Origin of the sequence: Nonomuraea harbinensis, from assembly GCF_019396385.1 — a bacterium.
In the GTDB taxonomy this organism is placed as follows: Bacteria; Actinomycetota; Actinomycetes; order Streptosporangiales; family Streptosporangiaceae; genus Nonomuraea; species Nonomuraea ferruginea.
In genome coordinates this window covers 171,442-191,907 of record NZ_JAHKRN010000012.1, presented here as the reverse complement: position 1 = coordinate 191,907, position 20,466 = coordinate 171,442, and the positions used below count along the sequence as shown (strand labels likewise).

Annotated in this window: 17 protein-coding genes and 1 riboswitch; of the genes, 4 read left to right on the top strand and 13 right to left on the bottom strand. The window is 69.5% G+C overall.

The annotated features are described in order from the left end of the window. Positions 1–41: 41 nt before the first annotated feature. The 5 genes from KME79_RS15850 to KME79_RS15830 all read right to left on the bottom strand — a co-directional run bounded on the left by KME79_RS15850 (position 42) and on the right by KME79_RS15830 (position 6,757). On the bottom strand, positions 42–2,543 hold the full coding sequence (locus KME79_RS15850; RefSeq protein ID WP_148035607.1) for an ATP-dependent Clp protease ATP-binding subunit: 2,502 nt from the start codon (positions 2,541–2,543) through the stop codon (positions 42–44). A gap of 813 nt (positions 2,544–3,356) precedes the next feature. After that, complete coding sequence (locus KME79_RS15845) at positions 3,357–3,689, bottom strand: histone-like nucleoid-structuring protein Lsr2 (protein ID WP_148035608.1); 333 nt, start codon at positions 3,687–3,689, stop codon at positions 3,357–3,359. Between the two features lie 514 nt (positions 3,690–4,203). Next, complete coding sequence (locus tag KME79_RS15840; protein ID WP_148035609.1) at positions 4,204–4,689, bottom strand: RDD family protein; 486 nt, start codon at positions 4,687–4,689, stop codon at positions 4,204–4,206. A 111-nt stretch (positions 4,690–4,800) separates the two neighbouring features. Continuing rightward, a complete protein-coding gene (locus KME79_RS46975) occupies positions 4,801–5,994 on the bottom strand; it encodes an RDD family protein (RefSeq protein WP_219545081.1) in 1,194 nt (397 codons plus the stop codon). 205 nt (positions 5,995–6,199) lie between these two features. Next, positions 6,200–6,757 (bottom strand): amino-acid N-acetyltransferase, encoded by a 558-nt coding sequence (locus KME79_RS15830; protein WP_219545080.1) that lies wholly within the window; start codon positions 6,755–6,757, stop codon positions 6,200–6,202. Between the two features lie 286 nt (positions 6,758–7,043). After that, positions 7,044–7,198: riboswitch (cyclic di-AMP (ydaO/yuaA leader) on the top strand. A 6-nt stretch (positions 7,199–7,204) separates the two neighbouring features. On the opposite strand from KME79_RS15830, the gene KME79_RS15825 reads away from it, so the two are divergent. Then, on the top strand, positions 7,205–8,248 hold the full coding sequence (locus KME79_RS15825; RefSeq protein WP_308248930.1) for a C40 family peptidase: 1,044 nt from the start codon (positions 7,205–7,207) through the stop codon (positions 8,246–8,248). Between the two features lie 3 nt (positions 8,249–8,251). Here KME79_RS15825 and KME79_RS15820 read toward each other — a convergent pair whose 3' ends face one another. Next, on the bottom strand, positions 8,252–8,464 hold the full coding sequence (locus KME79_RS15820; RefSeq protein ID WP_148035612.1) for a LuxR C-terminal-related transcriptional regulator: 213 nt from the start codon (positions 8,462–8,464) through the stop codon (positions 8,252–8,254). Between the two features lie 189 nt (positions 8,465–8,653). Here KME79_RS15820 and KME79_RS15815 point away from each other — a divergent pair, with 189 nt between their 5' ends. After that, positions 8,654–9,853, top strand: a complete 1,200-nt coding sequence (locus KME79_RS15815) for a cytochrome P450 (RefSeq protein ID WP_246639893.1) — start codon at positions 8,654–8,656, stop codon at positions 9,851–9,853. A gap of 24 nt (positions 9,854–9,877) precedes the next feature. Here the strand turns inward: KME79_RS15815 and lysX are convergent, their stop codons facing one another. After that, positions 9,878–11,335 (bottom strand): bifunctional lysylphosphatidylglycerol synthetase/lysine--tRNA ligase LysX, encoded by a 1,458-nt coding sequence (lysX, locus tag KME79_RS15810; protein ID WP_246639926.1) that lies wholly within the window; start codon positions 11,333–11,335, stop codon positions 9,878–9,880. A gap of 173 nt (positions 11,336–11,508) precedes the next feature. Here lysX and KME79_RS15805 point away from each other — a divergent pair, with 173 nt between their 5' ends. Then, positions 11,509–11,976 (top strand): hypothetical protein, encoded by a 468-nt coding sequence (locus KME79_RS15805; protein ID WP_219545078.1) that lies wholly within the window; start codon positions 11,509–11,511, stop codon positions 11,974–11,976. Positions 11,977–12,032: 56 nt separating this feature from the next. Here the strand turns inward: KME79_RS15805 and KME79_RS15800 are convergent, their stop codons facing one another. The 4 genes from KME79_RS15800 to KME79_RS15785 form a co-directional block, all read right to left on the bottom strand. After that, the gene (locus KME79_RS15800; protein ID WP_148035614.1) at positions 12,033–12,815 is read right to left on the bottom strand and encodes a type III pantothenate kinase; all 783 of its coding nucleotides are present in this window, start codon (positions 12,813–12,815) and stop codon (positions 12,033–12,035) included. 3 nt (positions 12,816–12,818) lie between these two features. Beyond that, positions 12,819–15,344: an L-aspartate oxidase gene (locus KME79_RS15795; protein WP_219545077.1), complete on the bottom strand. Its 2,526-nt coding sequence runs from the start codon at positions 15,342–15,344 to the stop codon at positions 12,819–12,821. A gap of 75 nt (positions 15,345–15,419) precedes the next feature. Beyond that, complete coding sequence (panC, locus tag KME79_RS15790; RefSeq protein WP_219545076.1) at positions 15,420–16,253, bottom strand: pantoate--beta-alanine ligase; 834 nt, start codon at positions 16,251–16,253, stop codon at positions 15,420–15,422. A gap of 43 nt (positions 16,254–16,296) precedes the next feature. Beyond that, a complete protein-coding gene (locus KME79_RS15785; RefSeq protein WP_148035617.1) occupies positions 16,297–17,187 on the bottom strand; it encodes a Rossmann-like and DUF2520 domain-containing protein in 891 nt (296 codons plus the stop codon). A 320-nt stretch (positions 17,188–17,507) separates the two neighbouring features. Here KME79_RS15785 and KME79_RS15780 point away from each other — a divergent pair, with 320 nt between their 5' ends. Then, positions 17,508–18,470, top strand: a complete 963-nt coding sequence (locus KME79_RS15780; protein ID WP_219545075.1) for an SAM-dependent methyltransferase — start codon at positions 17,508–17,510, stop codon at positions 18,468–18,470. A gap of 7 nt (positions 18,471–18,477) precedes the next feature. Here the strand turns inward: KME79_RS15780 and KME79_RS15775 are convergent, their stop codons facing one another. Together KME79_RS15775 and KME79_RS15770 are read right to left on the bottom strand one after the other, a co-directional pair. Continuing rightward, on the bottom strand, positions 18,478–19,668 hold the full coding sequence (locus KME79_RS15775) for a cytochrome P450 (RefSeq protein ID WP_219545074.1): 1,191 nt from the start codon (positions 19,666–19,668) through the stop codon (positions 18,478–18,480). After that, positions 19,668–20,408, bottom strand: coding sequence for a TerC family protein (locus tag KME79_RS15770; protein WP_148035620.1), 741 nt, complete (start codon positions 20,406–20,408; stop codon positions 19,668–19,670). The genes KME79_RS15775 and KME79_RS15770 overlap by 1 nt, the downstream gene beginning before the upstream one ends. Positions 20,409–20,466 lie beyond the last annotated feature (58 nt).

The following is a 20,466-nucleotide window of genomic DNA, read 5'->3' as shown; positions in this document are numbered from 1 at the left end:
CCCCCGTGCGCCGGAGCGCACGGGGGTTTTCGTGAACTGGGTCAGCTCTGGATGGAACCGGCGATCGCCGCCGCGGAGTCGGGCACCTGGGTGGCGTCCTCTCCCGCGAACAGGAACCTGGCGTCGTCGCCCTCACCCTCGATGGTCACCTTCACGACCTGCCCCGGACGGAGCTCGCCGTAGAGGATCTTCTCCGACAGCGAGTCCTCCAGCTCGCGCTGGATCGTACGGCGCAGCGGCCGGGCGCCCATGACCGGGTCGTAGCCGCGGTCGGCCAGCAGCTGCCTGGCCTCGGGCGAGACGTCGAGCCCCATGTCGCGGTCCTTCAGCCGCTCGGCCACCTGCGCGAGCATCAGATCGACGATCTTGATGATCTCGTTGGGCGTGAGCTGGTGGAAGACCACGATGTCGTCGACACGGTTGAGGAACTCGGGCCGGAAGTGCTGCTTGAGCTCTTCCTGGACCTTGGCCTTCATCCGGTCGTAGTTGGAGTCGGCGTCGTTGGACTTCGCGAACCCGACCCCGATGCCCTTGGAGATGTCGCGGGTGCCGAGGTTGGTGGTCATGATGATGACCGTGTTCTTGAAGTCGACCACCCGGCCCTGGGCGTCGGTCAGGCGACCGTCTTCCAGGATCTGCAGCAGCGAGTTGAAGATGTCGGGGTGGGCCTTCTCGATCTCGTCGAACAGGACCACGGAGAACGGCTTGCGCCGCACCTTCTCGGTGAGCTGGCCGCCCTCCTCGTAGCCGACGTAGCCGGGAGGCGAGCCGAACAGCCGCGAGACGGTGTGCTTCTCCATGAACTCCGACATGTCCAGGCTGATCAGCGCGTCCTCGTCGCCGAAGAGGAACTCCGCCAGAGCCTTGGACAGCTCGGTCTTACCGACACCGGACGGACCAGCGAAGATGAACGAGCCGCCGGGACGCCGCGGGTCCTTCAGACCGGCGCGGGTGCGCCGGATGGACCGCGACAGGCCCTTGATGGCGTCGTCCTGCCCGATGATCCGCTTGTGGAGCTCGTCCTCCATGCGGAGCAGGCGCTGCGACTCCTCCTCGGTCAGCTTGAAGACCGGGATGCCGGTGGCGGTGGCCAGGACCTCGGCGATGAGCTCCTCGGTGACCTCGGCCACGACGTCCATGTCGCCGGCCTTCCACTCCTTCTCGCGCCGCTCGCGCTTGAGCTGGAGCTGCTTCTCCTGGTCGCGGAGGGCAGCCGCCTTCTCGAAGTCCTGCGCGTCGATCGCGGACTCCTTGTCGCGGCGGACGTTGGCGATCTTCTCGTCGTACTCGCGCAGGTCCGGCGGCGCGGTCATGCGGCGGATGCGCATGCGCGAGCCGGCCTCGTCGATGAGGTCGATCGCCTTGTCGGGAAGGTAGCGGTCGCTGATGTAGCGGTCGGCCAGCTGCGCGGCGGCCACCAGCGCGCCGTCGGTGATCGACACGCGGTGGTGGGCCTCGTAGCGGTCGCGCAGACCCTTGAGGATCTCGATCGTGTGGCTGAGCGAGGGCTCGGCCACCTGGATCGGCTGGAAGCGGCGCTCCAGCGCGGCGTCCTTCTCGAGGTACTTGCGGTACTCGTCGAGAGTCGTGGCACCGATGGTCTGCAGCTCGCCGCGGGCCAGCATCGGCTTGAGGATGCTGGCGGCGTCGATCGCGCCCTCGGCGGCGCCCGCACCCACGAGCGTGTGGAGCTCGTCGATGAACAGGATGATGTCGCCGCGCGTGCGGATCTCCTTGAGCACCTTCTTCAGGCGCTCTTCGAAGTCGCCGCGGTAGCGGGAGCCGGCGACCAGGGCGCCGAGGTCAAGCGTGTAGAGCTGCTTGTCCTTCAGCGTCTCGGGCACCTCGCCCCTGACGATCTTCTGCGACAGGCCCTCGACGACGGCGGTCTTGCCGACGCCGGGCTCGCCGATGAGAACGGGGTTGTTCTTGGTCCTCCGGGAGAGGACCTGCATGACCCGCTCGATCTCCTTCTCACGGCCGATGACCGGATCCAGCTTGCCCTCGCGGGCGGCCTGGGTCAGGTTGCGGCCGAACTGGTCGAGCACCAGGGACGTCGACGGGGCCGACTCCTGGGGGCCGCCGGCGGCGGCCGGCTCCTTGCCCTGGTAACCGTGGAGCAGCTGGATCACCTGCTGCCGCACCCGGTTGAGATCAGCTCCAAGCTTGACCAGCACCTGGGCGGCCACACCCTCACCCTCGCGGATGAGACCGAGCAGGATGTGCTCGGTGCCGATGTAGTTGTGACCCAGCTGCAAAGCCTCACGGAGCGACAGCTCGAGGACCTTCTTGGCCCGCGGGGTGAAGGGAATGTGCCCCGACGGAGCCGACTGGCCCTGGCCGATGATCTCCTCGACCTGCTGACGCACGCCCTCAAGGCTGATGCCGAGGCTCTCCAGAGCCTTGGCGGCCACGCCCTCACCTTCGTGGATCAAACCAAGAAGAATGTGCTCAGTGCCGATGTAGTTGTGGTTGAGCATCCTGGCCTCTTCTTGGGCCAGGACGACAACACGCCTTGCTCGGTCGGTGAACCTCTCGAACATCTCGTCGCTCCTCACAGAGCGGTCAGTCAGGCCGGTAAATCCGGTCCCGTCATCCCGCATGCTAGCCCTGGCTCGGCGAACCGTGCCCTCTGCCGCTGACGCGCTCTATAGCAGAGAGCGTTCCCCGAGAGCAGGGCGTTCACCCTCCATCCAACTATGGTTCGGGGGTGACGTGTTCCCGATACGCCGCAAGCGAACGATGTTTGGGACGCATGGGTACTGCGGCTCTTATTCGCCGCCGGCGGCGGTGGCAGATCACACGGATCGGCGATGGGGACGCCTGACGGGCCGGCCCTTGGGTCGGGTCGTCGCCCGTCATCATGCCCATGCATCCTGAGACGCCGGGTCCGTATCTCTTACACCCTGCCATCGTATGTGGCGATGCAAACGCGGGCCAAGCGGATGTGCATCGCATCACCCAGAGCGAAATCCGCCGCCCGATGAGTCTGGTCAGCGACGTTACCAGTACGGCGTGATCGCCAAGGCCCGGAGGGACGGAACGGTAGGTGGCCTACCCGACGCGGGAAGTGCGTGCAATGCGCGGCAGCGGCCCCTTCAGAGAAGCCGTACAACAGAGATGGGGCCCCAGATCGCCCGAAAGCGCTGGAGCCCCGTCATCCCCGACAAAACCGCCAAAACACGCGCCCGGCGGTTCGATGCGAAGACCCAAATGCCCATATTTCGGGCGAATCGAAGATCGACAGAACGGCAAGTGTCCACGATCTGAGATTCGCCCTGAACGATCATGCGCTTATGGCGACCGCCGGGGTCCTTAGGCGAGCGGCATAAGCGCATGGTCAGCCGACGGCTCCCTTAGTGGGCCGCCTCGTACTTCTCGACGACGGTGGAGGCGATCCGGCCTCGCTCACTGACGGGCAGACCGTGGGCCTTGGCCCACTGCCTGATCTCGGCGCTCTTCTCGCGGCTCATCGCCCGCTGACCGCCGCGGCCTCGACGGCGCGTGGTGACCGCCCCTGCCCTGCGAGCGTGCTGCACGAAAGGCGTGAGAGCGTCCCTCAGCTTCTTGGCGTTAACGTCGCTGAGGTCAATCTCATAGGAAGCGCCGTCAATAGCGAAGCTGACCGTCTCATTGGCCTCGCCCCCATCGAGGTCATCGATGAGAATCTCCTGGATCTGCTTGGCCATCTACGCAATCCTTTCCGGAGCATTGTTTCATTCGCTCGACCAAACATATACCCGGAAAGACGTTAAGACAATTCAGCTCAGCGACGATTCCGCTGAGTCGCTGATCAGTTGCTCTTCTCGGCCTGATCTTGCCGGTTTGGCCGCCTCCCAGGGCCCTCGGCGCGCACCAACTTCACCACCCCAAAGATGAAGGCGCCCCCCACGACGAGCGGCGGGATGAGCGCCGACAAAACCTCTGTCACAACTTCCATTCGTCCTCGCCTCCACAGCGGACGGGGGGGTTTCCTGGCCTTTTATGCACGCGCGGTGCGGCGGGCGCGGGCTTGACCGCCCCGGGTGTCGCCCTGTCGACGACCTTCGCACCGCAGACCATAGCGGCACACAGATGCCCATAGCCTGGCAGGGGCATCAACATCCGGCAACCCGGACGCCTCATAGCCTAATGCCAGTCTCTCCAGGTGCCTTACCGGATCTACCCCAAGTTTCCTGAAAAGCGGCGCCCAGGCTTCCCAGCTCAGGAATGATCTTTAACGACGAGGGTTCCGGCCAGCTTGTCATGGGGCCCACGCTGCAGCGGCTTGTCGATCAGGATGAGCAGGCCCACCGCGAACACGTACATTCCGGCCAGCAGATTGAGCACCGGAATGCCCATCACGATGGCCGGGGCCGGATAGCCGAGGACCCGTTTCAACCGGTCACGCGCCCCCAGCCGGGCCGGCTCCACCCGAATGCGCATGATCGCCTTGCCGAACGTGCGCCCGCCTCGTGAAAGCGTGACCCAGTCGTAGACCGTATAACCCAGCCCGGCCAACACCCATGCGAACACGCCCGGCAAACGGCCCCCGAAGAGCTCCAGCACCCCGACAGTACGGAAGATACCCCACAGCGCGATGAACAGAATGTAATAGAACACCCCGAAGACGAGCGCTTCAATGAGCCGGGCGGCCAGCCGTTCCCACCATTCCGCGGGCACCGGATCGGCCCGCGGCGTCGTGGCCATAACCCTCACCTCGCCCCATCGGTGTCCCGACCGTTCCCATTCTGGTACGGAGCACACACGCGAAAACAGGGACCGGTGGATCACCGATCCCTGTTTTCCGAGCCGTACAGGCTACTTGATCTTCACCACGACGGTGCCGGCGAACTTGTCGGCGAACGTCTGCTGCAGCGGCTTGTCCCACAGCTGCGAGGCGGCATTGAGCATGACCGCGATCGCGCCGAGGAAGGTACCGATGAGCGGGACGATCCCGAGCGCATAGCCACCCCACGTGCCGCCGGCCCGCTTCAGCGCCATGTTGCCCGGCAGGCCGCCGGGGGGCATGGCGCCGCCCACGGGGACGACCTTGATCCCCATCACCATCTTGCCGACCGTCTGACCGTTCATCTTGGTCATGAAGTAGTCGTAGGCGACGTAGAGGCCGACCAGCAGGATCCACTGGATGAGACCGACCACGAACGAGCTCAGGAAGCCCGTGGTGACACCCCCCACGGAGTTGTAGCTGGCCACGAAGAAGATGGTCAGCACCATGGAGATGAGGAAGTAGACGACGCCGAAGATGCAGCCGTCGATGAGACGGGCCACCAGCCGCTGCCACCACTCCGCCAGCGGCGCGGGGGCGCCCGGAGGCTGCACGCCGACCGGCTGGCCGTAGCCCGGCTGCCCATAGGCGGGCTGGCCGTACTGCTGGCCGTACTGGGGCTGCTGGCCGTAGCCGGGCTGGCCGTACTGCTGCTGGCCGTACTGGGGCTGCTGGCCGTAGCCGGGCTGGCCGTACTGCTGCCCTGACTGCGGCTGCTGACCGTAACCCTGCTGGCCGTAGGCCTGCTGACCGTAGCCGGACTGGGAATCGGGCTGCTGGCCGTAACCGGGCTGGGAGGGGGCCTGCTGCCCGTAGCCCTGCTGACCGTAAGCCTGCTGGCCCGAGGAGGGCTGCTGGCCGTAGCCGGGCTGGCCGTACTGCTGCTGACCGTACTGGGGCTGCTGGCCGTAGTCGGGTTGCGAGGGAGCCTGCTGGCCGTACTGGGGCTGCTGGCCGTAGTCAGGCTGGGAAGGGGCCTGCTGGCCGTACTGGGGCTGGCCGTACTCGGGCTGCGAGGGAGCCTGCTGACCGTACTGGGGCTGCTGGCCGTAACCCTGCTGGCCGTAGTCGGGCTGCTGGCCGTACTGGGGCTGGCCGTAGCCCGGCTGGGACGCGCCCTGCTGGCCGTAGCCCTGCTGACCCGGCTGACCGTACTGCTGCTGCCCGTACGGGGGCTGCTGGCCGTACTGGCCCTGGCCGTAGGGGTCGTCGGCCCTGTAGCCCACGACCGTCGCGTCGGGATCCTCCCCATGGGGGTGTCCCGGGTTGTGCCCGTATCCCGGATGATTCTCGCCAGATTCATCCTGCGGATACGGCGGCTGTCCGGTGCTCACCGTGTCACCTCGCTTCGCGTGCGCATGTGGCACGTGTCAGGGCACATGCCTGTCCTGGACAACGTATCGACATGGGTATCAACAATCACCTTTTCTGTCAGTCAAGATCCGCATCACCCGAGGTCAGGTGGAGCAACATCCGTGTGTTCCCCAGGGTGTTGGGCTTGACGTGTTCCAGGTCCAGGAACTCGGCCACGCCCTCGTCGTACGAGGCCAGGAGTTCGGCGTAGACCTCGGGCGAGACCGGGGTGCCTTTGATCACCCGGAATCCGTGTCTCGCGAAGAAGTCGACCTCGAATGTGAGGCAGAAAACACGTTGCAGGCCGAGCTCTTTGGCCGTGTCGATGAGGGCCGTGACGATGCGGTGGCCGATGGCCAGCCCGCGCGCCTCGGGGTGGACCGCCACGGTGCGGATCTCCGCCAGGTCCTCCCAGAGGACGTGCAGCGCCCCGCAGCCGACGACCTTGCCGTCGCGCTCGGCGACCCAGAACTCCTGCACGTCCTCGTACAGGGTGACCGTGGCCTTCTCCAGCAGCCGGGGGCCGGGGCCTCCATAGGTGTCGACCAGGAGCTTGATGGCCTTGACATCCGGCGTCCGGGCACGCCGGACCAGGACCTGCGTGTCGGGAAGGGGACGTTCGGCGACCTGCTCCATGACCCTCCAGCCTACAGTTTGTGATTACGGCTCACCCCTAACCCCGGACTTGCGCCCATCTTGTAACGTCTCGTGGCTGTACGAGCACCTGTGGCGTTGGAGGTTTCCTACCGTTCCACGCCTGGTCCAAGCAGGCACAAAGAGGACATGAAGTCTTTGCCGTACCGCGCTTTACGAGACCACCCTGTGACCCCCCGGTTGTGAAATCTCTACAGAGTCTGTAGTTCCGGTTGAGCAGGAACCCTCGGTGCATTAGTGTCCAGCGTCGATGTCCCCGCGCATGTGGCGCGGAGACGCGCCCAATCCCCGCAAGGGGAGCCGGGGACCCGCCGGCGGCGTTCGAGCGGCGCCGCCAGGGGTGAGTCCGAGCACCTCGCTCGGTAGGGCCGGTCCGAGCCCGAACCCGTCAGCTAACCCGGTCGGCGCGCTACGGAAGGAGCTCGATTGGTGAAGCGCACGCGCGACCGCAGGGGGAGTTCCGCGGGCGAGCGCGCCCGCCCTCCGGAACGGGCCGGCCACGGCCGCAGGCTGGGCATCGTGGGCGCCACCCTCGCCGCGCTGCTCGTCGCCGCTCCCGCGGGGACCGTCGCCGCCGACCCCAAGCCCTCGCTCAAGGAGCTCTCCGAGCAGGTCGAGGAGATGCACCTGGAGATCGAGACCCTCACCGAGCAGTACAACGGCCAGCGCGAGAAGCTCAAGACGGCCAAGAAGGCCGTGGAGAACGCCAAGAAGAGGCTCGCCGCCAGCGAGGCCGACCTGGCCACGAAGAAGACCAGGGCGTCGCAGCTGGTCGAGGCCGAATACATGTCGGGCGGCCTCAGCCGGGTGCTCGCCTTCACCACCGGCGGCGACCCCGAGAGCTACCTCGACCGCGCGGCCACCACCTACGCCCTGCGACAGCAGCAGAGCGAGGAGGTCCTCAAACTGACCAAGGCGATGGACGCGGCCGAGCGGGCCAGGACCGGCGCCCAGACCCGCATCGACGAGGTCAACAAGATCGTCAAGGACCTCGGGGCCAAGCGCGACCGGATCTCCAAGCTCGTCACCAAGGTCGAGAGCCGGCTGTTCCAGCGCGCGCTCGGCGAGGCCGGCCGCCCCGGCACCAGGGCCGTCAAGGTGACCCTGCCCATCCCCGGCGACGGCAAGGCGGCCCAGGCCGCCCGCTGGGCCCTCACCCAGCAGCTCAAGCCGTACGTCTGGGGCGCGGAAGGCCCCAACGGCTACGACTGCTCGGGGCTGGTCATGGCCGCCTACCAGCGCGTCGGCATCTCGCTGCCCCACTACACCGGCGACCAGTGGACGGCGGGCAGGCACATCGCGCGCGAGGAGCTGCGCCCCGGCGACCTGGTCTTCTTCTACAGCGACCTGCACCACGTGGGCATCTACCTCGGCGGCGGCATGATGGTGCACGCGCCGCGCACGGGCGACGTCGTACGCATCGCCTCACTCGACCGGCGCCCCTACGCCGGAGCGGTGCGCATCGCCGACTGACGGCTAGATCAGCTGGCGGCGCGCGGCCCAGGCCACGGCTTCGATGGCCGTGGCCACCCCGATCCGGTCGCAGATGCCCCTCAGTCTTCGGCGCACCGTGCGGCCGCTGCAATCAAGGCGCCTCCCCACTCGGTCTACTGTGACGCCCTTGGCCAGCTCCGCCAGCAACGCCAGATCTGCATGGCTCAGTTCAACATTTTCACTGAGCACATCCATCGGGAGCCCTCCCCCCCAACAGCACTACTCGGTGACGTCCTGGCACGAGCGAAAGGCTGCTCGCCCCGACTACGTAAACGCATCCGGCAAAGGCCGTCAAGCGTAAGATCTGCCCTACTTGACCATAGCCATTGACATGATCCGTCCTACGTGAAGTACTCGGCGTATGTCGGCACATTTCCAAGCGCAATGATCGATCACAAGGACTCTGACAGCGCGCCGCCGTCCATGCTGACCCCCAGCGACATGCTGGGTTTCGATCCGTACGATTATGCGTTCCTGCGCGAGCCGTATTCCCGATACCGGAAGCTGCGCGAGAGCGGGCCGCTCTTCCGGACGCGCGGCGGGCTGCTCGTCGCCACCTCCCACGAGCTCTGCTCGGCCCTGTTGCGCGACCCTCGTTTCGGTCACGGCCCCACTCCCGCGCCCGCCGGGCCGGACGAACCGGTCCGTTCGTTCCTCATGATGGACCCGCCGGACCACACCCGGATGCGCGGACTCGTCAGCAAGGCCTTCACGCCCGGCATGGTGCGGCGGCTGCGCCCGCGCATCGAGACGATCACCGCGGACCTGATCGCCGGGCTGCCCGACGAGGCCGACCTGGTCCGCGACTTCGCCTACCCGCTGCCCGTCATGGTGATCAGCGAGATGCTGGGCGTGCCGGCGGCGGACCACGAGCGCTTCCGCGGCTGGAGCGAGACCCTGGCGCGCAGCCTCGACCCGATCGTCACCGACGAGCTGACCGAGCGCTCACAACGCCACCGGCGCGAGTTCCATGACTACTTCCAGGGTCTCATCGCGCTGCGGCGGGAGCGGCCGGCCGACGACCTGCTCAGCGCGCTCGTCCAGGTCGAGGAGCTGACCGAGCGCGAGCTGCTGGCCACGTGTGTGCTGCTGCTGGTGGCCGGTCACGAGACGACCGTCAACCTCATCGCCAACGGCGTGCTCAACCTGGTCAGGCACGGCGTGCTGGGGCGGGCGGCCGAGCGGCCCAGGGAGGTCGTGGAGGAGGTGCTCAGGTATGACCCGCCGGTCCAGCTCACGGCCCGCGTCGCGCTGGAGGACGCCGAGCTGGGCGGCGTCCGGGTGCCGGCGGGCACGTCGACGCTGGCGCTGGTCGGCGCGGCCAACCGCGACCCGGCGGCCTTCCCCGACCCGGACCGGTTCGACGTGGGGCGGGCGCCTGGCAGGCATCTGGCGTTCGGTCTGGGGGTGCACTTCTGCCTGGGTGCGCCGCTGGCCCGGCTGGAAGGGGAGGTGGCGCTGGCCGCGCTGGCCAGGGCCGCGCCGGGGCTGGAGCTGGCCGACGCGGATCCGCCGTACAAGGAGAACCTGGTGCTGCGCGGCCTGGCCCGGCTGCCCGTCAGGCTCAACCGCCCGCGCTTGTAGCGCGGGCGGGCTATCTCGGCGCGGTCAGCGGGTGGGCTTGACCAGGGGGAAGAGGATGGTCTCGCGGATGTTGCGGCCCGTGAATGCCATGATCATCCGGTCGATGCCGGCGCCCATGCCGCCCGTCGGGGGCATGCCGTACTCCAGGGCCTGCAGGAAGTCCTCGTCGAGCTGCATGGCCTCCAGGTCGCCGCCGGCGGCGAGCAGGGACTGCTCCTCCAGGCGGCGGCGCTGGTCGATCGGGTCGATGAGCTCGGAGTAGGCGGTGCCGAGCTCGGTGCCGAACCCGATGAGGTCCCACTTCTCGGTCAGCAGCGGGTTGTCGCGGTGGACGCGGGCCAGCGGGGAGGTCTCCAGCGGATAGTCCATGACGAACGTGGGCTGGACGAGGGTGTGTTCGACCAGCTCCTCGAACAGCTCCTGGACCAGCTTGCCCTGGCCCCACTTCGGGTCCCAGTGCACGTCGTGCTTGTCGGCCAGGCCGCGGACGCGCTCCAGCGGGGTCTCGGTGGTGACCTCCTCGCCCACCGCGGCGGACACCAGGTCGTAGAGCTTGGCCCGCGGCCACTCGGGCAGCCCGAGGTCGACCTCGACGCCTTCGTGGACGACCACGGTGGTGTCGAGCGCGGCGACCACGGCCTTCTGGTACATGCGCTGGGTGAGGTCGGCCATGTCGTGGTAGTCGAGGTAGGTGCCGTAGGCCTCGACCATGGTGAACTCGGGGTTGTGGGTGGAGTCGGCGCCTTCGTTGCGGAAGTTGCGGTTGACCTCGAAGACCTTCTCGACGCCGCCCACCACGAGCCGCTTGAGGTAGAGCTCGATCGCGATGCGGAGGTAGAGCTCCATGTCGTAGGCGTTGATGTGGGTCGCGAAGGGCCGGGCCGCCGCGCCGCCGTGGATCGGCTGCAGCATCGGCGTCTCGACCTCGAGGTAGCCCTCCTCGTGCCAGAAGTCGCGCACCGCGCGCACGGTCGCGCTGCGGACGCGGGCCATCTTGCGCGCCTCGTCGTTGACGATGAGGTCGACGTAGCGCTGGCGGACCCGGGCCTCAGGGTCGGTCAGGCCGAGGTGCTTCTCGGGCAGCGGGCGCAGGCACTTGGACGTGATCTGCCAGCGGTCGGCGAGGATGGACAGCTCGCCGCGCCGCGAGGTGATCACCTCGCCCTCGACGCCGACGTGGTCGCCCAGGTCGACGTCGTGCTTCCAGGACGCGAGCGACTCCTCCCCCACCTTGTCGAGCGAGATCATGACCTGGAGGTCGCCGCTGCCGTCGCGCAGGGTGGCGAAGCAGAGCTTGCCGCCGACGCGGTTGAGCATGACGCGCCCGGCCACGCCGACCCGGTCGCCGGTGGCGGTGTCGGGCTCCAGGCCCTGGTATTTCGCCCTGACCTCCGCGTTGGTGGTCGTGCGGGGGAAACTCACCGGGTAAGGGTCGACGCCTTCGGCGCGAAGGCGGTCGAGCTTCTCCCTCCGGATGCGCATCTGCTCGGGAAGTTCGTCGCTCACACCACCAAAGGGTAGGGGATACGGCCACATGCAAGGTCTCGTCGGTCCCCTGCAGGGGGCCTGCAAGCACGCTCGGTTACCCATGTGTCACGGGCTCGAAGGGGGGATCCGGCAGCGGGCCGGTCCAGGGGAGGGCTCGGGGAGAGACCATGTTCAGGAAGATCGCCACCGGCCTGCTCGCCGTCGCCGCCGCCGGGGCCGTCGCCCTGTCGATGCCCGCCGCCGCGAGCGCCGCCACCGCCGACGGATACTCCTGGGGCCCGGTCTACGCCAAGCACCACCTCGCCAAGGCCCAGGGCTGGATCGGCGTGGAGTGGGACGAGCACCAGACGTCCAACACGGTCCACCTCCGCGGCCGGCTCTACGACCTCGACCAGCGCACCTACGGGCAGGGCGGCAAGTGCGCCTACGTGAAGTTCCAGGCGGCCGGCTTCGACCACGAGTGGGACGCGGTCCACGCCAGGAAGTTCTGCGGCTACCCGGGCTCCAAGAAGTTCCGGTTCGACGTGGACGACGTCGCGGCGGTGCGGGTGAAGGTCTGCCAGATCCACCCGCACCAGCAGTGGGTCAGCAAGTGCGGCCAGTGGGAGTACCTGTACGCCGCCGAGTCCGAGTGAGTTTCCTCCAGCCGCAAGCGGCCCCCTACCCGAGCGGGGGGCCGCTTGCTCATGTGTCAGCTGGTGTTGCGGTGGTAGATGAGCCGCAGGCCGATCAGCGTGAGCCACGGCTCGTGCACGTCGATGGAGCGCGACTCGCCGACGACCAGGCCGGCGTGGCTGCCGGTGGCGACCACGGTCACGTCGTCGGGGTCGTCGGCCAGTTCGGCGGCCATCCGCTCGACGATGCCGTCGACCTGGCCGGCGAAGCCGTAGATGATGCCCGCCTGAAGCGCTTCGACGGTGTTCTTGGCGATGACGGAGCGGGGCCTGATCAGCTCCACCTTGTGGAGCTGGGCGCCGGCGGCGGCCAGGGCGTCGACGGAGATCTCGATGCCGGGAGCGGTGACGGCGCCGATGTACTCGCCCTTGGCCGACACCGCGTCGAACGAGGTGGCGGTGCCGAAGTCGACGATGACGCACGGGCCGCCGTACTGGTCGATGGCGGCCAGCGCGTTGACGATGCGGTCGCTGCCGACCTCCTTGGGGTTGTCCATCCGTACGGGCACGCCGGTGCGGACGCCGGGCTCGACCACGACGGCGGTGACGTCGCCGTAGTAGCGGCGGCACATCTCGCGCATCTCGTTGAGCACGCTGGGCACGGTCGAGCAGATCGCGATGCCGCCGATGTCGGCGCCCTTCAGCAGGGGTGACTGGCCGAGCAGGCCCTGCAGGACGACCGCGATCTCGTCGGCGGTGCGGCGGGCGTCGGTGGCCAGCCGCCAGTGCTCGATGACGTCCTCGCCCTCGAAGAGCCCGAGCACCGTGTGCGTGTTGCCGACGTCGATCGTGAGCAGCATGTGTTACCCCCGTAGATCCAGTGCGACGTCCAGGGCCGGCGCCGAGTGGGTAAGGGCGCCTACCGCAAGGTAGTCCACGCCAGTCTCCGCCACGTCACGGGCCGATTCCAAGGTCAATCCCCCGCTGGCTTCGAGGGCAACCGCCTTGTTGGCGCGATTTTTCACAATTTGGACGGCCTGGGTGGTTTGTTCCACGGTGAAGTTGTCCAGCAGGATCAGGTCCGCCCCCTCGGCCAGCGCCTCCTCCAGCTCCGCGAGGCTGTCGACCTCGACCTCGATCGGCAGGTCCGGATACCGTTCGCGCACCGCGCGGAACGCCGGCGCCACCCCTCCGGCGGCCACCACGTGGTTGTCCTTGATCAGGGCCGCGTCGGACAGCGACATCCGGTGGTTGACGCCGCCGCCGCAGCGCACCGCGTACTTCTCCAGCGCCCGCAGCCCCGGCAGCGTCTTGCGGCTGTCGCGCACCCGCGCCCGGGTGCCGCCGATCGCCTCGGCCCACCGGCCGGTGAGCGTGGCGATGCCGGACAGGTGCGTGACCAGGTTCAGCGCCGTGCGCTCGGCCGTCAGCAGGGCCCTGGTCGGGCCCTCCACCGTCATCAGCACCTCGCCGCGGCGGACGCGCTCGCCGTCCTCGGTCTTCCTCTCGGTACGGGTCGCGCCCAGCCTCAGGAACACCGCCTCGGCCAGGGCGAGGCCGGCCACGACGCCGTCGGCGCGGGCCACCATGTCGCCGGACGAGAGCTGGCCGGCCGGGATCGTGGCGATGCTGGTGACGTCGCCGGCCGCCGACAGGTCCTCGGCCAGCGCCCGGTCGATCACCGCGTCGGCGTCGGCGGGGTCGAGCCCGGCGTCGGCCAGCTCCCGGGCCAGCCTCGGCGGCATGGCGTCGCCGTGCGGGGTGTAGGTCATCTGCAGGCCCTCCTCGGTCAGGGTCACGTCCAGGTGGCCGAGCCACTCGTGGTCGTCGCGCTCGGGGCGGTCCTCCCGCCAGTGGGAGCCGCGCGTCTCCAGCCGCGCCGCGGCCGTGCCCGCGAGCACGGTGGCGACGGTGAGCAGGTTGGTGGTCTCCCACGACTCGGTGCACGGCGGCACCTCGACGGGCGTCCAGCGGGCGTCGCGCAGCGCCCTGGCCGTGGCCGTCAGGGATCCGCGGTTGCGCAGCACCCCGGCGCCGGCGCTCATGTGGTGCTGGATCCGGCCGCGCGCCCGCGGGTCGATCAGCCCGGCCGGGGCGTTGGACTGCTCCGGCCCGCCCGGCCGGGGCCTGGCGCGGTGCACGTCCTCGGCGATCCGCTCGGCGAACACCAGCCCTTCGAGCAGCGAGTTGGAGGCCAGCCGGTTGGCGCCGTGCACGCCGGTGCAGGCGACCTCGCCGCACGCGTACAGGCCCTCGATGGACGTGCGGCCGTACAGGTCCGTACGGACGCCGCCGCTGGCGTAGTGGGCGGCCGGGGAGACCGGGATGAGCTGGCTGACCGGGTCGATGCCGTGGGCGCGGCAGACGGCCTCGATGGTGGGGAACCTGGTCCGCCACTTGTCCGGCCCGAAGTGGCGGCCGTCGAGGAAGACGTGGTCGCGCCCGGTCTCCCGCATCACCCGCATGATCGCCTTGGCCACCACGTCGCGCGGCGCCAGGTCGGCCAGCTCGTGCACGCCGGTCATGAACCTGTCGCCCTCGTGGTCGACCAGGAACGCGCCCTCTCCCCTGACCGCCTCGGAGATCAGCGGCTGCTGCCCGGTCGAGTCCTCGCCCAGCCACAGCACGGTCGGGTGGAACTGGACGAACTCCAGGTCGCGCACCACCGCGCCGGCCCGCAGCGCCAGCGCCACCCCGTCGCCCGTGGACACGACCGGGTTGGTGGTGGCCGCGTAGACCTGGCCCATCCCACCGGTGGCGAGCACGACCGCGCGGGCCCGCACCGCGCCCACGCCGTCGCGCGCGCCCTCGCCCATGACGTGCAGGGTGACGCCGGTGGCCCGGCCCGCGGCGTCCTTCAGCAGATCGAGGACGAGCGCGTGCTCGATCACCTCGATGCCGCTCGCGCGTACCGCCTCGACCAGCGCCCGCTGCACCTCCGCGCCGGTGGCGTCGCCGCCCGCGTGCACGATGCGGTCGCGCCGGTGACCGCCCTCGCGGGTGAGCTGGAGCCGGCCGTCGGGGGTGCGGTCGAAGCGGGCGCCGCGGTCCATCAGCCGCCGCAGCGCCCCCGGCCCCTCGGTGACCAGCGTGCGCACGGCCCGCGTGTCGCACAGCCCGACGCCGGCCAGCAGCGTGTCGTTGAGGTGCTCGTCCGGGCTGTCGCCGGGGTCGAGGACGGCGGCTATGCCGCCCTGCGCCCATCGGGTGGAGCCGGAGGAGAGCACGTCCTTGGTGACGACCAGGACCCGCTCGGCCGGGGCCAGCTCGGCGTGGCGCAGCGCCACGGTGAGCCCGGCGATCCCGGATCCGACGACGACCAGGTCGGCCTCGGCGGTCCAGCCCGGATCGGGCGCCGCCAGCCGCAAGGGGATCGCCGGTGCACTCATGGGCCCTCCTCAATCGGGCTATTTCGTCAATATGACGATAACGCCTGGCCGAGTATGCGCGCGCCCCGGGGGCCGCTACCGGCCCAGCCGCACCACCATGTTGTCGATCAGCCTGGTCGTGCCGACCTTCGCGGCCACCGCGAGAACCGCTTCTCCCTCGTACGGGTCGGAGACCTCCGTGAACGTGGCCGGATCCACCAGCACCAGGTAGTCGAGCTCCAGCTCCGGCGGGGCCTCGGCGAGCACCTTCGAGGCCGCGGCGCGGACCCGGGCCGGGGTCGGCTCCCCCGCTCCGGCGCGCAGGGCGCGCGACAGCGACAGCGCCACCCGGCGCTCGCCGGCCGACAGGTAGCGGTTGCGGCTCGACAGGGCCAGTCCGTCGGGCTCCCTGACGGTCGGCGCGCCGACGACCTCCACGGGCACGTCCAGGTCGGCGACCATGCGGCGGATCATGGACAGCTGCTGGGCGTCCTTCTGCCCGAACACCGCGACGTCCGGCCGCACCAGGTTGAACAGCTTGAGCACCACGGTCAGCATGCCGTCGAAGTGGCCCGGCCTGGAGGCGCCCTCGACGATCCGCCCCATCTCGCCCGCGCACACGCTCACCTGGCGGTCGGGGAGGTACATGTCGCCCGCCGCCGGGGCGAACACCACGTCCACGCCCTCCTCGCGGCACGCCGCCAGGTCGGCGTCGAAGGTGCGCGGGTAGCGGGAGTAGTCTTCCCCGGGCCCGAACTGCAGCGGGTTGACGAAGACGCTGACGACGACCTGGTCGGCGCGGTCGCGGGCCAGCCTGATGAGCGAGCGGTGCCCTTCGTGCAGGGCTCCCATGGTGGGGACGAGGGCGAGGGTGCCGCCACCGCGGGCCTTGATCAGATCGGTGCGGTTCCTGGCGAGGATGAGGTCCATGCGCTGCCTCCGAGAACGGATCCATGCCCGTCGCGGGTCACGGTCAGGTCCATATGTTGCCACCCAGCGCGTCGAGGAGCCGCTCCGCCTCCTCCGGTTTCAGCAGCCCGGCCGCCAGCGCCCGGTCGGCCGTGAGCCTGGCCAGCGCCACGTAGGCGTCGGCCGCCTCGGGGGCGGCCAGGATCAGCGCGTCGACGTGCTTGCGCACGGTGCCGGCGTCGCCGCGCACGACCGGCCCGGTCAGGGCCGACAGGCCGAGCCTGAGCACGTTGTCGAGCGCGGCACCGAGCAGCGGCCCGAGCATCCGGCCCGGGTGGTCGACGCCGATGCGGCCGAGCAGCTCCTCCGACTCGGCGATGAGCGTCACCATGTGGTTGGAGGCGTTGGCCAGGGCCGCGTGGTAGAGCGGGCGGTCGGCGTCGGCGATCCACACCGGCTCCCCGCCCATCTCGATGACCAGGGCCTCGGCGATCGGCCGCAGCGGCTCGGGGGCGGTGACGCCGAAGGAGCAGCCGGTGATGCGGTTGAGGTCGTCGTCGCGGCCGGTGAAGGTCATCACCGGGTGCAGCGCCAGCGGCAGCGCGCCCTTGCGGGCGGCCGGGTCGAGCACGGACAGGCCGTACGCGCCGCTGCAGTGGACGAGGATCTTGCCGTGCAGGTCGGCGCCGGTGGCGGCCAGGCCGCCCACGAGGTCGGGCAGCGCGTCGTCGGGCACGGTGAGCAGGATGAGCTGGGCCGCCGCCACCACCTGGTCGGGCCGCACCGGCTCGACCCCGAGCCTGGCCGCGGCCCAACGCTGGGAGGCGTCGGAGACGCCGCTCGCGGCGACGACGCGATGGCCGGCCTGCGCCAGCGCGGAGCCGAGCGCGGAGCCGACCTTGCCCGCTCCCAGCACGCCGACGGCCAGGCGAGCCGGGCGATCAGCTGCCTCCATGACGTCACACCCCCGGTCGACCTGATGGCACTGCCGACCAGGGTAACCGGCGCACCGGCAAGAAGAGATGACCGGGGTTTTGCTGCATGTTGCGTTACCGACAAAAGGGACAAGGGCAGGTGAATCGGTGCACCCCCTGTCGGATGAGATGAGGAGAGGGGTTCACCGCTGGGAGCGGGCGCCGAGTCCCACGCCGGACCCGACGCCCGCACTGTGTCAGGGGCCTCTTGGGCGGTGCGCATGGCCGCCACGCCGACTGGCGGTCATGGCGGGGCCCGGATCCGGTCCGGGCCCCGTGTCCATCGTGAGATAGTCCAGACATGTGGCTCACCTGGCGCGCCGCCACTCAGCGCGCGCTGTACGGCGAGGGCGGCTTCTACCTTCGCGAACGCCCGTCCGGCCACTTCCGTACCTCGGTCGTCGCGTCACCGGCGTTCGCCGAGGCGGTGCTGGCCCTGCTGCGCGAGGTCGACGCCGAGCTCGGCGCCCCCGCCGGGATCGACCTCGTCGACGTCGGCGCGGGCGAAGGCGTGCTGGTCCGCCACGTGCTGGCCATGGCCGGCCGCGGGCTGCGGGCCAGGCTGCGGGTCACGGCCGTCGACCTGTCCCCCCGGCCGGACGATCTTCCCGAGGAGATCGGGTGGTCCGCCCGGATCCCGTCCGGCGTGCGCGGGATGGTGATCGCGAACGAGTGGCTCGACAACGTCCCGCTGGACGTCGCCGAGCAGACCGCCGACGGGCCTCGGCTGGTCCTGGTCGACACCGAGACCGGCGAGGAGCGGCTGGGCGGCGAGCCGCCGGCGGCCGATCTGGAGTGGCTGAAACGGTGGTGGCCGCTGTCGTGCGTCGGCACCAGGGCCGAGATCGGCCGCACCCGCGACGCGGCCTGGGCGGCGGTCCTGGCGCGGCTCGACCAGGGGCGGGCCGTCGCCGTCGATTATGCACACCCTGTGGATAACCGGCCGCGCTGCGGCACGCTCACCGGATATCGCGACGGCGCGGTTGTTTCCCCGATCCCCGACGGGACCTGCGACATCACCGCGCACGTCGCGCTCGACGCGTGTGCCGAGGCCGGGCGGCGGGCGGGCGCGATATCCACAGCCTTGTCCACACAGCGTGCCGCGCTGCGCGAGCTGGGCGTCACCGGCGCCCGCCCCTCCCTCGACCTGGCCCGCACCGACCCTCCGGGATATCTCCGGGCGCTCGCCCGGGCCTCCGAGGAGGCCGAGCTGATCGATCCGGCGGGGCTGGGCGGGTTCGGCTGGCTCTGCCAGCGCCGGTGACCCGGCGTCAGCGCGTGCTCAGCTCCAGGCCCTGCAGGCCCCGGATGATGTAGCCCGGCTTCCACTCCGGCTCCCTGACGAGCTCCAGCGCCGGCGCCCGGTCGAGCAGCGCGCCGAACGACTCGACCATCTCGATCCTGGCCAGCGGCGCGCCCAGGCAGTAGTGGATGCCCAGGCCGAACGAGATGTGCGGGTTGTCCTTGCGGCCCGCGTCGAACCGGTCGGGGTCGTCGAACACCTCGGGGTCGCGGTTGGCCGAGCCGAACAGCAGCGCCACCTCGGCCCCGCGCGGGATCCGCACGCCGCCGACCTCGATGTCCTCCAGGACCCAGCGCTCGAACATCTGCGCCGGGGTGTCCCAGCGCAGCACCTCCTCGATCGCCGTGGGCAGCAGCGAGCGGTCCGCGCGCAGCCGGGCCAGCTCGTCCGGGTTCCTGAACAGCGCCCACCAGCCGTTGCCGGTGGCGTTCACGGTGGCCTCGTGACCGGCGTTGAGCAGCAGCACGCAGGTGCCGATCAGCTCGTCCTCGGTCAGCTCGGGGATCCCCGCCAGCGCGCTGATCAGGTCGTAGCCCGGCTTCCCCGCCCGCTCGCGGGCCAGCCCTCTCAGGTACTCGGCGAACTCGTCCGCCGCCCTGACCGCGGTGTGCTGCATCTCCTCGCTCGGGTTGAGCTCGTACATCAGGCAGATGTCCGAGGACCAGGGCCGCAGCAGGTGACGGTCCTGCTCGGGGATGCCCAGCATCTCCGCGATGACCGTCACCGGCAGCGGCTCGGCGACCTCCGCGATCAGATCTCCGCCGCCCTTCTCCACGTACGCGTCCACGAGCCCCTCGGCGATGGCCCGCACACGCGGCCGCAGCGACTCGACCATGCGCGGGGTGAACGCCTTGGACACCAGACGGCGCAGCCGGGTGTGCACCGGCGGCTCGACGTCGAGCATGCCGGCGCGGACCACCCGCCAGAACGGCTCCTGGAACTCCGGCTCCGGTGGCCTGCCGAACTCCTCGTCCGTGGCCACGTGCAGATAGGAACGGCCGAGCCTGCGGTCACGCAGCAACTCGTCCACATCCGCGTGGCGGGCGATCAGCCACTGGTCGGCGGGTTCGAAGTAGCTGACGGGGGCCTCCCGCCTCAGCTCGGCGTAGACGTCGTAGGGATGGGCCACGAAATCCGGATTCCAGGGATCAAAGCGCACTATTGCATAGTAGGAGCTTCCTCCACCTGCTTGTTCTTCCTGCTCCGCACCCGGATGTTGAGCAGCTCGACGACGACCGAGAACGCCATCGCGAAGTAGATGTAGCCCTTCGGGATGTGCTGGTCGAGACCCTCAGCGACGAGCATCACCCCGATCAGCACCAGGAACGCCAGCGCCAGCATCTTGATGCTCGGATGCGCGTCGACGAACCGGCTGATCGGCCCGGAGGCGAACAGCATCACCGCCACCGCCACGACCACGGCCGCGATCATCACCCCGAGCTCATCGACCATGCCCACGGCGGTGATCACCGAGTCGAGCGAGAACACGATGTCGAGCAGCATGATCTGCACGATGACCGACGTGAACGAGACGACGGCCGCCGACTTGCCGTCCTTGCTGGGCCCGTCCATCGTGTGGCTGATCTCGGTGACGCTCTTGGCCAGCAGGAACAGCCCGCCCAGCAGCAGGATGAGATCTCGTCCCGATATCTCGTGACCGAGCACCTCGAACAGCGGCGCGGTGAGCCGGACCACCCACGACAGCGCCAGCAGCAGGAGCAGCCGCATCACCAGCGCCGCGGCCAGGCCCACCACCCGCGCCCGGTCGCGCTGCTCGGGAGGCAGCTTCCCTGCCAGGATGGAGATGAAGATGATGTTGTCGATGCCCAGGACGATCTCCAGGGTCACCAGGGTGAGGAACCCTATCCAGATCTCCGGGTTGGACACCCAGTCAAGCATCGCCGCCTACTTTCGGTGGGGAACGTACCACCGCCCAACGAGTAGAACTCCGGAGAAG

What these genes read in the sequence shown, in the direction of transcription:
- KME79_RS15850 (WP_148035607.1), bottom strand. Translation starts at nt 2,543, where the DNA reads ATGTTCGAGAGGTTCACCGACCGAGCAAGGCGTGTTGTCGTCCTGGCC.
- KME79_RS15845 (WP_148035608.1), bottom strand. Translation starts at nt 3,689, where the DNA reads ATGGCCAAGCAGATCCAGGAGATTCTCATCGATGACCTCGATGGGGGC.
- KME79_RS15840 (WP_148035609.1), bottom strand. Translation starts at nt 4,689, where the DNA reads ATGGCCACGACGCCGCGGGCCGATCCGGTGCCCGCGGAATGGTGGGAA.
- KME79_RS15830 (WP_219545080.1), bottom strand. Translation starts at nt 6,757, where the DNA reads ATGGAGCAGGTCGCCGAACGTCCCCTTCCCGACACGCAGGTCCTGGTC.
- KME79_RS15820 (WP_148035612.1), bottom strand. Translation starts at nt 8,464, where the DNA reads ATGGATGTGCTCAGTGAAAATGTTGAACTGAGCCATGCAGATCTGGCG.
- KME79_RS15815 (WP_246639893.1), top strand. Translation starts at nt 8,654, where the DNA reads ATGATCGATCACAAGGACTCTGACAGCGCGCCGCCGTCCATGCTGACC.
- lysX (WP_246639926.1), bottom strand. Translation starts at nt 11,335, where the DNA reads ATGCGCATCCGGAGGGAGAAGCTCGACCGCCTTCGCGCCGAAGGCGTC.
- KME79_RS15805 (WP_219545078.1), top strand. Translation starts at nt 11,509, where the DNA reads ATGTTCAGGAAGATCGCCACCGGCCTGCTCGCCGTCGCCGCCGCCGGG.
- KME79_RS15800 (WP_148035614.1), bottom strand. Translation starts at nt 12,815, where the DNA reads ATGCTGCTCACGATCGACGTCGGCAACACGCACACGGTGCTCGGGCTC.
- KME79_RS15795 (WP_219545077.1), bottom strand. Translation starts at nt 15,344, where the DNA reads ATGAGTGCACCGGCGATCCCCTTGCGGCTGGCGGCGCCCGATCCGGGC.
- panC (WP_219545076.1), bottom strand. Translation starts at nt 16,253, where the DNA reads ATGGACCTCATCCTCGCCAGGAACCGCACCGATCTGATCAAGGCCCGC.
- KME79_RS15785 (WP_148035617.1), bottom strand. Translation starts at nt 17,187, where the DNA reads ATGGAGGCAGCTGATCGCCCGGCTCGCCTGGCCGTCGGCGTGCTGGGA.
- KME79_RS15780 (WP_219545075.1), top strand. Translation starts at nt 17,508, where the DNA reads ATGTGGCTCACCTGGCGCGCCGCCACTCAGCGCGCGCTGTACGGCGAG.
- KME79_RS15770 (WP_148035620.1), bottom strand. Translation starts at nt 20,408, where the DNA reads ATGCTTGACTGGGTGTCCAACCCGGAGATCTGGATAGGGTTCCTCACC.